The sequence below is a fragment of the Devosia sp. genome (assembly GCF_036406155.1).
Taxonomy (GTDB): Bacteria; Pseudomonadota; Alphaproteobacteria; order Rhizobiales; family Devosiaceae; genus Devosia_A.
This window is the reverse complement of the sequence record NZ_DASWVV010000054.1, coordinates 1-11,644: the sequence shown is the minus strand read 5'-3', so window position 1 is coordinate 11,644 and position 11,644 is coordinate 1. Positions and strand designations below refer to the sequence as shown.

The window sequence follows — 11,644 nt, the reverse complement described above, 5'->3', positions numbered from 1 at the left end:
CGCGGTGATGCGATCGACGTCGGCAACTCCGCGCAGCGCGGCGCGGACGTCGCCGAGCATCCGTGCATCACCGGTGTCCGCCGGGGCGCCGGGATCCGATCCGGTGAGTTCGCCGACGGCGCTGTGGCGCTGAGCGGCGATTGCGCGGTCGCGCAGCGGATGATGCAGCGCATGCCGCAGCCAGCGCGAGCCCATGCTGGTGATGCACGAGTCGAGCAGCGACAACAGCGTCGGCGCCGCCTCGCCGCGCAAGGTCTCGGTCAGTTCCAGGTTGCGCCGCGTCGCCGCATCGAGTCGCAGGTATTCGGCTTCGCGCTCGACCCGCAGTCCGGTGACGTGCTCGAGGCTCTGGCGCTGCGTGCTGCGCGCGTACTCGAATAGTGCCGCCGCGGCCGCGAGCGCGACCGGCAGGCCTTCGGCGCCGAAGCCGGCCAGGTCGCGCGTGCCGAAGTGCCCGGTCAGCAGGCGCTCGCCGTTGCCGGCGTCGAACTGCCAGTCGGCGAGCCGGCGCAGCACCGGCGACAGCGATTCGAACAGCGGCAGCGCCAGCCCGTCGGGCACCAGCACCTCGGCCGGGCGCAGCCGTTCGAACTGCGCCTGCAACTGCTCGGCCGGGCATTCCATCACCCGCAGGTCGCCATTGGCGAGGTTCAGCCACGCCAGGCCGAGCACGCCGCGGTGCAGGTTCGCCGCGAGCAGCAGCGAGTCGGCGCGGTCGTCGAGCAGCGCGGCGTCGGTCAGCGTGCCGGGCGTGACGATGCGGCTCACCGCGCGCTCCATCGGCCCCTTCGTCGCTCCCGGTTCGCCGACCTGCTCGGCGATCACGACCGATTCGCCGAGCTTCACGAGCCGCGCGAGGTACTGCTCGACCGCGTGGAACGGCACACCGGCCATCCGGATCGGCGTGCCGGCCGACTGCCCGCGCGTCGTCAGCGTGATGTCGAGCAGCCGCGCGGCCTTCTCCGCGTCATCGAAGAACAGCTCGTAGAAGTCCCCCATGCGGTAGAACAGCAGCGTGTCCGGATGCTGCGCCTTGATGCGGAGATACTGCTGCATCATTGGACTGAAGTTGGATGCTTCAGGCGATTGATTATTAGGTGATTTTTCCATCAATTCGCGAAAATATCTTGATATTTTAATATGCCATGTGCGGGGTGCGCGTAGCGGCGAAGTCCGACAACGTCCGTTGATACTTGCCGGTTCGGCGAAGCTTTGCGGGAACGATGGCCGCCGCCGCGGAGTGGGAGTCACCCTGGCGGGCCGTCAAACAAACCGCTTCCCGACCTGCGACACGGTCTGTCTCGGCAAGCGTGAACCGGGGCAGCATGTTACCTTGAGCATGGTGCGGATGTGCTGGACGAAGTTGAGCTGCTTGTTCGACGTGGTGGCTCAGAGGTCCTGCCGGTTGTAGGTGAGGTCGTCCGTGACCTCCCGTGTGGCGCCGTAGAAGGCGATGTCCATGGTTGATGTGCGTTGCCCCACGCATTTCGACAGGGTCGCGCTCCATGGATGGCGACTATCCCAGCTTCGTCTTGAAATAGCGCGTGCAAGCGTCCAGGGTCGAGAGCCGTGGATAGTCGGCCTCGGGGATGTCGATGCCGAACGCCTTGTGCAGGCCGACGACGAAATTGAAGAAGTCCATCGAGTCGAAATAATCGAGCTGATCGCGGAAGCTCTTGTCGGGTGCGAGGCCGGAGGTGTCGGCGTCGGGTGTGACCGCGCTGAGGGCATCGAGGACGATGTCTCTGATCTGTACCTCGTTCATAGTCGTTCCGGCTCCTGCAACAGGCGATCCAAAAGCGCCAGGAACTGCGCGCCGCGGTGGCCGTCGCTGACCCAGTGGTCGGCTGACAGCGTGGCCTGCATCAGCGGCCGCGCCACCACCTGACCGTCCACCACCCACGGCCGCTCCACGATCCGCCCCAGACCGACCAGCGCCACCTGTGGCGGGTAGATCACGCCGAACACCGTCTCCACGCCTTGTTCACCAAGACTGGTCACGGTGATGGTCGCGTCGCTCATCTCGGAACTGCGCAGGGCGCCGGCGCGAGCCCGCTGGACCAGATCGCGCAGCGCTGCCATGACTTCATCGAGCGACTTGCTGTCGGCGTCATGAACCGCAGGCGCGACCAGGCCGCCGCCACGCAGGACGATGGCGGAGCCCGGATGGATGCCGGCGCCGGGCTTGAACTCGCCGTCCACCCAGAACCCGTTGAGCTCCGGCGCCTGTCGCAAGGCCAGCGCCATCGCCTTGAACAGCAGGGCGCCCGGCAGCAATCGCACGGGGACGGGGCGCCGCTCGTTCTCGCTGCGCAGCCAATCGAGGGCGCGACGCATGTCGATGAAGGTGCCGAGATAGTAGTGAGGGATCTCGCGCTTGGACCGCGCCATGGCGGCGGCGATGGCCTGGCGCATGCCGGCTGCGCGATAGGCAGGGCGCGTCGGCGGGCGCGCGACGGCGGCCTTTTCGACGTCGTCGAGGGTGATCGCGCCGGCTGCGCCGCTGCCGGCGAGCCGCCCGAGGTCCACGCCCAGCTCGGCCGCGCGCTTGCGCGCCGCCGGGGAGACCCGGAGTCGCGTGGCGCCCGCGGCGGCCCGTGCCGTCGTCGCGGCCGGCGAAGTCGGGGGCGCCGACACCGTCGCGCGGCCTGTAGCCTCGACGGAGGGAGGGGGTTGCTCCTCGCCTTCGGCGCGGATGGTTGCCAGCGGCGTGCCGACCGGCACCTGCTCGCCAACCGGGACCAGGATCTCCTCCACCACCCCGGTGGTGAAGATCTCCACCTCGATGGCGCCCTTCCGGGTTTCCACCACCGCCACGACGTCACCCCGGCGCACGCTGTCGCCGGGCTTGATCCGCCATTCGATCAGAGTGCCGGCTTCCATGTCGGAGCCGAGCGAAGGCATGCGGAACTCAGCCATGGCCCAGCATCTCCCGCACTGCCTGCACAATGGTTTCGACCTGGGGCAGGGCGGCCTGCTCGAGATGGCGGGGGTAGGGCATCGGCACTTCGGCCCCGCACACCCGCGCCACCGGCGCATCCAGCTCGTAGAAGGCGCCCTCCATGATGCGTGCGCTGATTTCGGCCGAGATGCCACCGCTCCTCCAGCCCTCGTCCACGATCACGGCCCGCCGAGTATGCGCGACCGAGGCGAGAATCGCCGCGCCGTCCAGGGGGCGGAGGCACCTGAGGTCCACCACCTCGGCCTCGACGCTTTCGGCCGCGAGCTGGTCGGCGGCGGCAAGGGCTTTGCGCAGCCCGCCGCCGTAGGCGAAGAGGCTCACGTCGCGGCCGGCCCGGCGTATTCGGGCGCGGTCGATGTCCACCGCGCCGGCGTCGGCGGCGAGCTCGCCTTCCGTGTTGTACAAAGCGGTGTTCTCGAAGATCAGCACCGGGTCGGGGTCTTCGAGGGCGGTCCATAGCATGCCACGAGCATCCTCCAGGGTGGCCGGCGTGAGCACCTTGATACCGGGGATGTGGGCGTACCAGCCTTCGAGGCTGTGCGAGTGCTGGGCGGCGAGCTGGCGGCCGCCGCCGGTGGCCATGCGGATCACCAGCGGCACGGAGAACTGGCCGCCGGACATGTGGAGCAGGGTGGCGGCGTTGTTCACGATCTGATCGAGGGCGAGCAGGGAGAAGTTCACCGTCATGATCTCGACGATCGGCCGCATCCCGCCCAGCGCCGCCCCGATGCCCGCACCGACGAAGGCGGATTCGGACAGCGGGGTGTCGCGGATGCGCTCGGGCCCGAACTCCTGCAGCAGGCCCTTGCTCACGGCGAAGCAGCCACCGTAGCGGCCGACGTCCTCGCCCATCAGGAACACCCGGTCGTCGCGCCTGAGCGCCTCGCGGATCGCCTCGCGCACGGCCTCGCGATAGGTGGTTCGAATGGTCGCGGTCATGGCGCCGGGCCCTCGCTGCTGTAGACGTGGCGGGTCAGCGTGGCCGGCGGCTCCCAGCTGCCCGCCTCGGCAAAGGCCACAGCCTCAGCCACTTCGGCGGCGATTTCGGCCTCCATGCGCGCGAGCGTAGCGTCGTCGAGCACCCCCTCTTCCTGCAGGCGCGGAATGTAGGTCGCGATCGGGTCACGCGTCTTCCATTCCGCGACCTCGGCCTTGTCGCGATAGAGCTGGGCGTCGAACATCGAGTGGGCGACGAAACGGTAGGTGTGGAATTCCAGAAAGTAGGGGCCGGCGTCGCCGTTGCGCACCGCTCCCGCAGCCCGCTGGCTGGCGGCCTCGACCGCCTCCACGTCCATGCCGTCCACCGACTCCGCCGGCACGTTGTAGGCGGCGGCCTTGAGGCGAATGTCGGTCTGCGACTCGGAGCGCGCTAGCGCCGTGCCCATCGCGTACAGATTGTTCTCGCACAGGAAAAGCACCGGCAGACGCCACAGCGCGGCGAGGTTGATCGATTCATGGAACTCGCCCTCGGCCACCGCGCCTTCGCCGAAGAAGCACGCGGTGACGCGGTGCCGCCCCTGCATCTTATCGGCCAGGGCGAGCCCCACCGCCAGCGGCAGGCCGCCACTGACGATCGCGCTGCCGCCATAAAAGCGCCGGCCGCGGTCGAAGAGATGCATGGAGCCGCCGCGGCCCCCGCTGCAGCCCTCCTGCTTGCCGTACATCTCGGCCATGATCGCTCCGGCCGGGATGCCGCGCGCCAGGGCGTGACCGTGCTCGCGATAGGTGGACACCACGGCGTCGTCGGGGCCGATCGCCTGCATCGCGCCCACCGCCACGGCCTCCTCGCCGATGTAGAGATGCATGAAGCCGCGGATCTTCTCCTCGGTGTAGAGCTCGGTGGCCTTTTCTTCGAAGCGGCGGATGCGCAGCATCCCCTGCAGGAGCGCGAGAGCATGGTGGTGGTTCACTTTTCCGCCTCCAGCGTGGATAGATCGCCCTCGGGCAGTCCGAGCTCCCGCGCCTTGAGGAGGCGGCGCATGATCTTGCCGCTGCGGGTCTTGGGCAGGCTGGGCTGGAAATCGAGCTCGCGCGGCGCCACCGCACCCAGGCGCTTGCGGGCGAAGCCGAGCAGCTCGCGGCGCAGCGCCTCGTCGGGGTCGATGCCGGGCTTCAGCGCGACGAAGGCCTTGACCACCTCGCCGGCCATCGGGTCGGGTTTGCCGATCACGCCCGCCTCGGCCACCGCGGGGTGCTCCATCAGGACGCTCTCCACCTCGAACGGGCCGATCAGATGGCCCGAGGACTTGATCAGGTCGTCGGCACGGCCGACGAACCAGAAATAGCCGTCCTCGTCGCAGCGGGCGAGATCGCCGGTGAGGTACCAGCCGCCGGCGAAGCACTTCTCGTAGCGCGCCTCCTCGTGGAGATAGCCGCGGAACATGGAAGGCCAGCCCGGGCGCAGGGCGAGCTCGCCTTGCTCGCCGGGCGCCAAGGTGTCGATGCCACCGTCCTCGCGCCGGCGAACCACGGCCGCCTCCACGCCCGGCAGCGGCTTGCCCATGGAACCGGGCTTGACCGCCATCGCGGCGTAGTTCGAAATCATGATCCCGCCGGTCTCGGTTTGCCACCAGTTGTCGTGGAAGGGGCGGCCGAAGGCTTCCGCGCCCCACACCACGGCCTCGGGGTTCAAGGGCTCGCCGACGCTGGCGAGAAAGCGCAGGCGGGACAGGTCGTAATGCCGGGCGAGCTCGTCACCGTACTTCATCAGCATGCGGATGGCGGTGGGGGCGGTGTACCACACCGTCACCTTCTGGTCCTGGAGGATGCCGTACCAGCGTTCGGGCTCGAACTCCTCCTCGTCGACGATGCTGGTGACGCCGTTGGTGAGCGGCGCGATGATGCCGTAGGAGGTGCCGGTGACCCAGCCGGGGTCGGCGGTGCACCAGAAGACGTCCTCCGGGTGCAGGTCGAGGGCGTAGCGGCCGGTGAGATGGTGGACGAGTACGGCGGCGTGGACGTGGATCGCGCCCTTGGGGCGTCCGGTGGTGCCGCTGGTGAAGTGCAGCAGCGCCCAGTCCTCGGGGTCGGTGGGCGGGATGACGAACTCGGCGCTCGCGCCGGCCATGAGGGAGTCGAGATCGCGGGTGCCCGGCACGTCCTGCGCCGCCGCGCCACCGCCGACGAGGAGCACGTGCTCCAGCCGCGGCAGCCGCTCGCGCAGCCCGGCCACGCGGGAGCGATACAGCGCCGGGGTGGTGACCAGGACGCGGGCCTCGCCGATGCTCATGCGGGCGTGGACCGGTTCGGGGCCGAAGGCCGAGAACAGCGGGCAGAACAGCGAGCCGTTCTTGAGCGTGCCGAGGGCGGCGACGTAGAGCTCCGGGATGCGGCCGGTGAGGGCGAACACCCCCTCGCCCTTGCCCACCTTGAGCGCTTGGAGGACGTTGGCGAAACGGTTGGAGAGCTCGGCAAGGCGTCCGTAGCTGAAGTCGCGCACCTCGCCGTTCGCCCCCAGCCAGCGCAGGGCGAGGTGATCGCGACGGGTGCCCGCGGCATGGTGGTCGACCGCCTCATGGGCGATGTTGAGACCCCGCCCGCCGGGCAGGCCATCGAGCTCGCCGCGGGCCTCGGCCCAGGAGAAGCCGGCTCGGGTGCGTTCGTAGTCGGCCAGATTGGGCGCGAGCGCGTCGGCCCCGGGCGACTTTTCGATGGTTTGCCACCGCATGCTCCTCCTCCTCGAAAATCGGCGTCGGCTGCGGGTGCCAATGTTGAAATCTATAGCAGAATTTCCGCCGTCAAGTGTTGAGCTCGGTCACAAAGGCTGTCGGACTACCCCGCCGCGGGTGGCGTAGTCCGACAGCCTGCTAGAGTGGTAAGAAACGAGGTGCGCGGCGGGGGGCGCGAGTCGAGGCGGAGGGGTGAGCGAAATGGCCTTCAGCGAGAAGCTTGTTCAGGAAGCATGGGAGCGTGCCAGGGCTTCCGCCGATCAGGATCCGTCCGTGTGGCGCCTGGACGAGTGCGGCGCGTGGATGAGACGCGAGCACTATGGGCGGGAGAACTCCGAATTTGGCTGGAAGGTGGAAATCACCAGCGCCGGCGGGCCGGAGACGATCGAGAACCTCCGGGCGTTCAACATGGGCAACGCATTCGACCGCGCCCAGGGGAGCGCCAAGTGCTGCGTGCTCGCCGATCGCGTGGATCAGCATCCCTGGGAGCACGCGAGCGCGCCGCGAAACAGGGACGTCGGACCGCACCACCCCTGACCGATCCGCCGACCGGCATTGGATGGGCGCCATGATCGAGACCAAGGTCACCTGGAGAGGCAGCGCCTCGCTGGCATCGGTGGAGGCCGCACTGCGTGAATACGGGCGCGCCGAGATTCATCTTCCGCCGGAGTACCACCACGCGTTGTGGCGCGGTCTCGGCAGGGGTGGGCGGGGCAGCCCCGAGTTGCTTGACATCGCCGGTGGCAGCGAGTTGCTGCAGCGGGTTTGCGGGATCGACAGTCTTTCGGAGTTGGCGTCGCTGTCGGCCCTTCTCGGCGGTGCGGAATTCGAGGTGCGCGTGACCAGTCCGAGCCCCGTGATCGACATCAGCGTTCGGAGCGAGCAGTGCGGCGCGGTATCTCCCTCATAGTCGCAGCCGCGGATGCGCGCGCGGGTGACGATTCGGCCTCCCGGCTGGCGGTGATTACCCACGACCAATTCTCTCCCGTCCCCACATGCCGGCGCCCGAAAAGCCCACCTTCCCGGAGATCCCGCCCTGGCGGCCGTTGGCCTATTTCGTCGCGATGCTGGCGCCGTTCATGTTGCTGCGGGTCGTGCTCTCGGGCGTCGGCATCGAGGAGATCAGCTACAGCGACTTCAAGCACCGCATGGCTGCTGGCCTTCTTCTTCCTGGCCTTCTTCTTCCTGGCGTTCTTCTTCCTGGCGTTCTTCTTCCTGGCGTTCTGGCGCGCGAGCCGCCTGGTCGGCGGGGGATTGGGCAGCGGGGGCGAGCTGCGGCGCTTCCTGCAGAGCGTGGTCCGCACCGCCGAGCGGCCACAGACGACCTTCGCCGACGTCCCCGGCCATTAAGCGAGGCGCGCAAAAAGCGCATTGAAAGCGAGGAACATCATGCAAATACCGACCCACATCGTCTTTCGTGACATGCCCCACTCCGACGCGATCGAGGCCGCCATCCGCGACAAGGTCGCCAAGCTCGACCAGTTCTACGAGCGCATCATGAGCTGCCGCGTCACCGTCGGGATGATCTGCAAGCACAAGCACCACGGCAGGCTCCACAACGTGCGCGTCGATCTCACCGTCCCGGGCTCGGAGATCGTGGTCAATCGGGATAATGCGGAAGATGTCTACGTCGCCATTCGCGACGCGTTCGACCACGCCCGCCGCCGGCTGGAGGACTACGCCCGCCGCCAGCGCGGCGACGTAAAGGCTCACGAGCCGGAGTCGCGTGGCCGGATCGTCCGCCTGTTCGGCGATGAGGGCTACGGCTTCATCGAAGACATGGGCGGCACCGAACTCTATTTTCACCGCTACAACGTCGTGCATCCGGACTTCGAGGCCCTCGAGGTGGGCGATGATGTCGTGTTCCTGGAGGAGACGGCGGGCGATGGTCTGCAGGCCAATCGCGTCCGCGTGCATTCGCATTCGTCCCACTGAGATGGCTAGCTTCAGTCGAGCGAGCCGTCGGCCGACAATGGTTGCTTGCGGTTTCAGCGTCCCGCGGGTGGCGGTTGTCGAGGTGTGGCGAGGCGCCGTCGAGATGCTGCTGGGCGGTGTTCGCGCGTTCGTGCAGACGCTGTGAGGGACCGCATGGGCGCCGACGCGGTTCTGCTAGTTCCCGTCTATCCTGGAAACGGGCAGCAGCGATCTGCGGTGAACGGAGCCGCCAAGTGACCGAACGCGAGGGAATGCCACCATGCCTCTACCACACGAAGTCGAAAGCCGCGTGAGCGAAGAGCTCTCGGCTTTCATCGCACCGCTGCTCGACCATCCGGACATGGATACGCCCCTGACGCTAGGGTTCGTCCGTCAGCGAATTCTCGGGGTGGCCAGGGCACAGGGCGTGGAGCCGCGACGGTTCGGAGACGATGAATCACTGGCGAGCGAGATCGAAGCCCTGATCGAGGAGTTCGGCGCCGATGCGCCGGCGGCCGACTTCGTGAGCGTCAAGGCCAGTGAGGACCTGTCGCAGTTCATCGAAACGCTGCTGGACGTGAGCGAGGCCGATGTCGTTCCCACCCTCGGCGGCATGCGGGCGGCCGTCGCGGAAGGGTGGGTTGCGCGGCTCGCGGGGAAGGGCGTCATCGATGACGACGATGACCAGACGCTGCTCGCGGAGATCGACGCGCTCATCGACCGCTACGGAGAGGACACGCCCGCGGAGAACCTCTTGCGCTTCGAGTGAGGGCCTCGTCGGGTGAGCCCGGTGCTCGCTCCCGGGGGCGTAACGGCGTGCCCACTTGACTTCGTTCCCGACTGCCTCGGCCGACTTCGCTCGCCGCATGAACTGCCATGGCGACTGCGTCGCGGGCGACAAAGGCAGGACCGTCGCAGTCTCAGCCCTTCACGCAGATGAGCGGCGCGACCCGGGCCACCTTGCGCGCGAGGCCGGCCGCCTCGGCAGCGTCGACCACAGCGCCGACATCCTTGTAGGCGTCAGGGGCTTCCTCGGCCACGCCGCGCTGCGTTGGGCTGCGGATGAGAATGCCGCGCGCCGCGAGATCGTCGATCACCTGACGGCCGTGCCAAGTGTGCTGGGCGCGGTGGCGACTCATGGCGCGCCCCGCGCCATGGCAGGCCGAGGCGAAGGCGAGCGCTTCGGCGGTTTCGCAGCCGCGCAGAATGTACGAACCGGTGCCCATCGAGCCGCCGATCAAGACCGGTTGGCCGCTCGCACGCAGCGTCTCCGGCAGGTCGGGGTGGCCGGGGCCGAAGGCGCGGGTCGCCCCCTTGCGGTGGACGTAGAGCTCGCGCATACGGCCGTCGACCTGGTGGGTCTCCACCTTGCACGTGTTGTGCGAGACGTCGTAGAGCAGGGACAGCCGCGCCGCCGGCAGCAGTTCCGCGAAGACCTGGCGTACCAACTGGGTGAGGATCTGGCGGTTGGCCAAGGCGCAGTTGATCCCCGCCCGCATCGCGCCCAGGTAGGTCTCACCCAGCGGCGAACGGATGGGCGCGCAGGCGAGCTCGCGGTCGGGCAGCGCGATGCCGTGCTCGGCGGCGGTGATCGCCATCTGCTTGAGGAACTCGGTGCCGATCTGGTGGCCCAGTCCGCGCGAGCCGCAGTGGATCATGATCACCGTCGCGCCCTCGATCAGGCCGAAGGCTGCCGCCGCGGGCCGGTCGTAGATGGCGACAACTTCCTGGATCTCCAGGTAATGGTTGCCGCTGCCCAGCGTTCCCATCTCGTCGCGCTGGCGCTTCTTGGCCTGCTGCGACACCGCCGCCGGGCGTGCGCCCTTCATGCGGCCGCCTTCCTCGATGCGTTCGAGGTCGGCGGGCTCGCCCCAGCCGCGCTCGACCGCCCATTTCGCTCCGCCGGCCAGCATGGCGTCCATCTCCTGGCTGTCGAGGCGGATCGCGCCGGAACTGCCGACCCCGGCGGGAATGCACTGGAACAGGCGGTCGGCCAGCGGCTTTTGCACCCGCAGGATGTCGTCGCGGGTGAGCCCCGTGTGCAGGCAGCGCACCCCGCAAGAGATGTCGAATCCGACCCCGCCGGCTGACACCACGCCGCCTTCGTCGGGGTCGAAGGCAGCCACCCCGCCGATCGGAAAGCCGTAGCCCCAGTGCGCATCGGGCATCACATAGGCGGCACGCACGATCCCCGGCAGGCATGCGACATTGACCGTTTGCTCGTACACCTTGTGGTCCATCGCGCGGATCAGCGTCTCGTCGGCGTAGATCACGCCCGGCACCCGCATCGCGCCGTGGGGCGGGATTTCCCATTGATAATCGGAGCGCCGCGCAAACAGGTCGAGTTCCATGGCTCTCACACGTCCAGTACAGTCTGGGCCAGCCACCCATCCGCCTCACGGGCGACGCGCAGGGCGGTGTAGGTGGCACCCTTGATTTCCACGGCGGGATGATGGCGCCCGACGTCCACACCCTCGCCCCAGGCAACGCCCTGCAGCTGCCCGTCGTCCAGGCGGACCTCGAAGCGGCTGAACAGCATGTTTCGCACCGCCATCTGGTAGATCACGCCGTTCAGCCATTCGGCCAACAGCAGCTCGTCATCGGGCGCCCGGCAGCGGATGGCGACCGCCGTGCGCGGCTGCACTGCGCCCGGGTCGCTGACGACCGCCGTCAGCGCCATCGCCGCCTGCTCGAAGGCCTGCGCCTTGGTGGCGCCCATTCCTCGGACGCCCACGTCCGCATCATGAGGAAAATGTTCCCATCCCGCTTTCATGCTGGCACCTGTCGCGGAGGACGGTCTGGTCGATCACCCGCAGTGGCGAGATCACCCGCAGCGGTCACCGGCAGCGGTCACCGGCAGCGGGCGAGCCGGAACTTGGGCGCTCCTCTCATGCTAGTCGACGCCTCGGGGCGGTGCTGCGATGCCGATGCCGTTTGATGCGCCGAGGGGAATGCCGTCCGGCTAGGCAAGCCCGTGGCGTGGCCGTCGACGCATTGGCTGCATTGCTGGGCAGTGCTCGGGCCCTGCGACTATGTGGACGTCTTCGAGGCGCCGGACATCGACACCGCGATGCAGGTTTCGGCTGTGTTCCGCACCTTC

General features: G+C 68.3%; 12 protein-coding genes and 1 pseudogene. 4 read left to right on the top strand and 9 right to left on the bottom strand.

The genetic code is table 11. The annotated features are described in order from the left end of the window. From VGD93_RS03540 to acsA, 6 genes and pseudogenes are all read right to left on the bottom strand, one after another. Positions 1-1,110, bottom strand: a pseudogene (locus VGD93_RS03540) (DNA mismatch repair protein MutS); the annotation flags it as partial. A gap of 406 nt (positions 1,111-1,516) precedes the next feature. Then, positions 1,517-1,765, bottom strand: a complete 249-nt coding sequence (locus VGD93_RS03535; RefSeq protein ID WP_395009244.1) for an acyl carrier protein — start codon at positions 1,763-1,765, stop codon at positions 1,517-1,519. Further along, positions 1,762-2,919 carry a dihydrolipoamide acetyltransferase family protein gene (locus VGD93_RS03530; RefSeq protein WP_395009242.1) on the bottom strand — a complete coding sequence of 386 codons (1,158 nt, stop codon included), beginning with the start codon at positions 2,917-2,919 and terminating at the stop codon, positions 1,762-1,764. The genes VGD93_RS03535 and VGD93_RS03530 overlap by 4 nt, the downstream gene beginning before the upstream one ends. Next, positions 2,912-3,901 (bottom strand): alpha-ketoacid dehydrogenase subunit beta, encoded by a 990-nt coding sequence (locus VGD93_RS03525; protein ID WP_395009240.1) that lies wholly within the window; start codon positions 3,899-3,901, stop codon positions 2,912-2,914. The genes VGD93_RS03530 and VGD93_RS03525 overlap by 8 nt, the downstream gene beginning before the upstream one ends. After that, positions 3,898-4,872, bottom strand: a complete 975-nt coding sequence (gene pdhA, locus VGD93_RS03520; RefSeq protein WP_395009238.1) for a pyruvate dehydrogenase (acetyl-transferring) E1 component subunit alpha — start codon at positions 4,870-4,872, stop codon at positions 3,898-3,900. Before pdhA ends, VGD93_RS03525 begins: the two co-directional genes overlap by 4 nt. Next, positions 4,869-6,629 carry an acetate--CoA ligase gene (gene acsA / locus VGD93_RS03515; protein ID WP_395009236.1) on the bottom strand — a complete coding sequence of 587 codons (1,761 nt, stop codon included), beginning with the start codon at positions 6,627-6,629 and terminating at the stop codon, positions 4,869-4,871. Before acsA ends, pdhA begins: the two co-directional genes overlap by 4 nt. 202 nt (positions 6,630-6,831) lie before the next feature. Between acsA and VGD93_RS03510 the strand changes: the two genes are divergently transcribed. Both VGD93_RS03510 and VGD93_RS03505 read left to right on the top strand, forming a co-directional pair. Further along, positions 6,832-7,167: a hypothetical protein gene (locus VGD93_RS03510; protein ID WP_395009234.1), complete on the top strand. Its 336-nt coding sequence runs from the start codon at positions 6,832-6,834 to the stop codon at positions 7,165-7,167. A 31-nt stretch (positions 7,168-7,198) separates the two neighbouring features. Beyond that, entirely contained in the window at positions 7,199-7,540 is a 342-nt protein-coding gene (locus VGD93_RS03505) for a hypothetical protein (protein ID WP_395009232.1), read from the top strand. A 227-nt stretch (positions 7,541-7,767) separates the two neighbouring features. Here the strand turns inward: VGD93_RS03505 and VGD93_RS03500 are convergent, their stop codons facing one another. After that, the gene (locus VGD93_RS03500) at positions 7,768-7,977 is read right to left on the bottom strand and encodes a hypothetical protein (protein ID WP_395009230.1); all 210 of its coding nucleotides are present in this window, start codon (positions 7,975-7,977) and stop codon (positions 7,768-7,770) included. Between the two features lie 42 nt (positions 7,978-8,019). Here VGD93_RS03500 and VGD93_RS03495 point away from each other — a divergent pair, with 42 nt between their 5' ends. Next, entirely contained in the window at positions 8,020-8,565 is a 546-nt protein-coding gene (locus tag VGD93_RS03495; RefSeq protein WP_395009228.1) for an HPF/RaiA family ribosome-associated protein, read from the top strand. 289 nt (positions 8,566-8,854) lie between these two features. Beyond that, entirely contained in the window at positions 8,855-9,313 is a 459-nt protein-coding gene (locus VGD93_RS03490) for a hypothetical protein (protein ID WP_395009226.1), read from the top strand. Positions 9,314-9,464: 151 nt separating this feature from the next. Here VGD93_RS03490 and VGD93_RS03485 read toward each other — a convergent pair whose 3' ends face one another. Together VGD93_RS03485 and VGD93_RS03480 are read right to left on the bottom strand one after the other, a co-directional pair. Continuing rightward, on the bottom strand, positions 9,465-10,895 hold the full coding sequence (locus tag VGD93_RS03485) for an RtcB family protein (protein ID WP_395009224.1): 1,431 nt from the start codon (positions 10,893-10,895) through the stop codon (positions 9,465-9,467). A 5-nt stretch (positions 10,896-10,900) separates the two neighbouring features. Next, a complete protein-coding gene (locus VGD93_RS03480; RefSeq protein WP_169201006.1) occupies positions 10,901-11,317 on the bottom strand; it encodes an archease in 417 nt (138 codons plus the stop codon). Between the last annotated feature and the right edge of the window lie 327 nt (positions 11,318-11,644).

Coding starts and splice junctions, on each gene's coding strand:
- VGD93_RS03505 (WP_395009232.1), top strand. CDS start 7,199: ATGATCGAGACCAAGGTCACCTGGAGAGGCAGCGCCTCGCTGGCATCG.
- VGD93_RS03525 (WP_395009240.1), bottom strand. CDS start 3,901: ATGACCGCGACCATTCGAACCACCTATCGCGAGGCCGTGCGCGAGGCG.
- VGD93_RS03510 (WP_395009234.1), top strand. CDS start 6,832: ATGGCCTTCAGCGAGAAGCTTGTTCAGGAAGCATGGGAGCGTGCCAGG.
- VGD93_RS03495 (WP_395009228.1), top strand. CDS start 8,020: ATGCAAATACCGACCCACATCGTCTTTCGTGACATGCCCCACTCCGAC.
- VGD93_RS03530 (WP_395009242.1), bottom strand. CDS start 2,919: ATGGCTGAGTTCCGCATGCCTTCGCTCGGCTCCGACATGGAAGCCGGC.
- VGD93_RS03485 (WP_395009224.1), bottom strand. CDS start 10,895: ATGGAACTCGACCTGTTTGCGCGGCGCTCCGATTATCAATGGGAAATC.
- VGD93_RS03535 (WP_395009244.1), bottom strand. CDS start 1,765: ATGAACGAGGTACAGATCAGAGACATCGTCCTCGATGCCCTCAGCGCG.
- VGD93_RS03500 (WP_395009230.1), bottom strand. CDS start 7,977: ATGGCCGGGGACGTCGGCGAAGGTCGTCTGTGGCCGCTCGGCGGTGCG.
- VGD93_RS03480 (WP_169201006.1), bottom strand. CDS start 11,317: ATGAAAGCGGGATGGGAACATTTTCCTCATGATGCGGACGTGGGCGTC.
- acsA (WP_395009236.1), bottom strand. CDS start 6,629: ATGCGGTGGCAAACCATCGAAAAGTCGCCCGGGGCCGACGCGCTCGCG.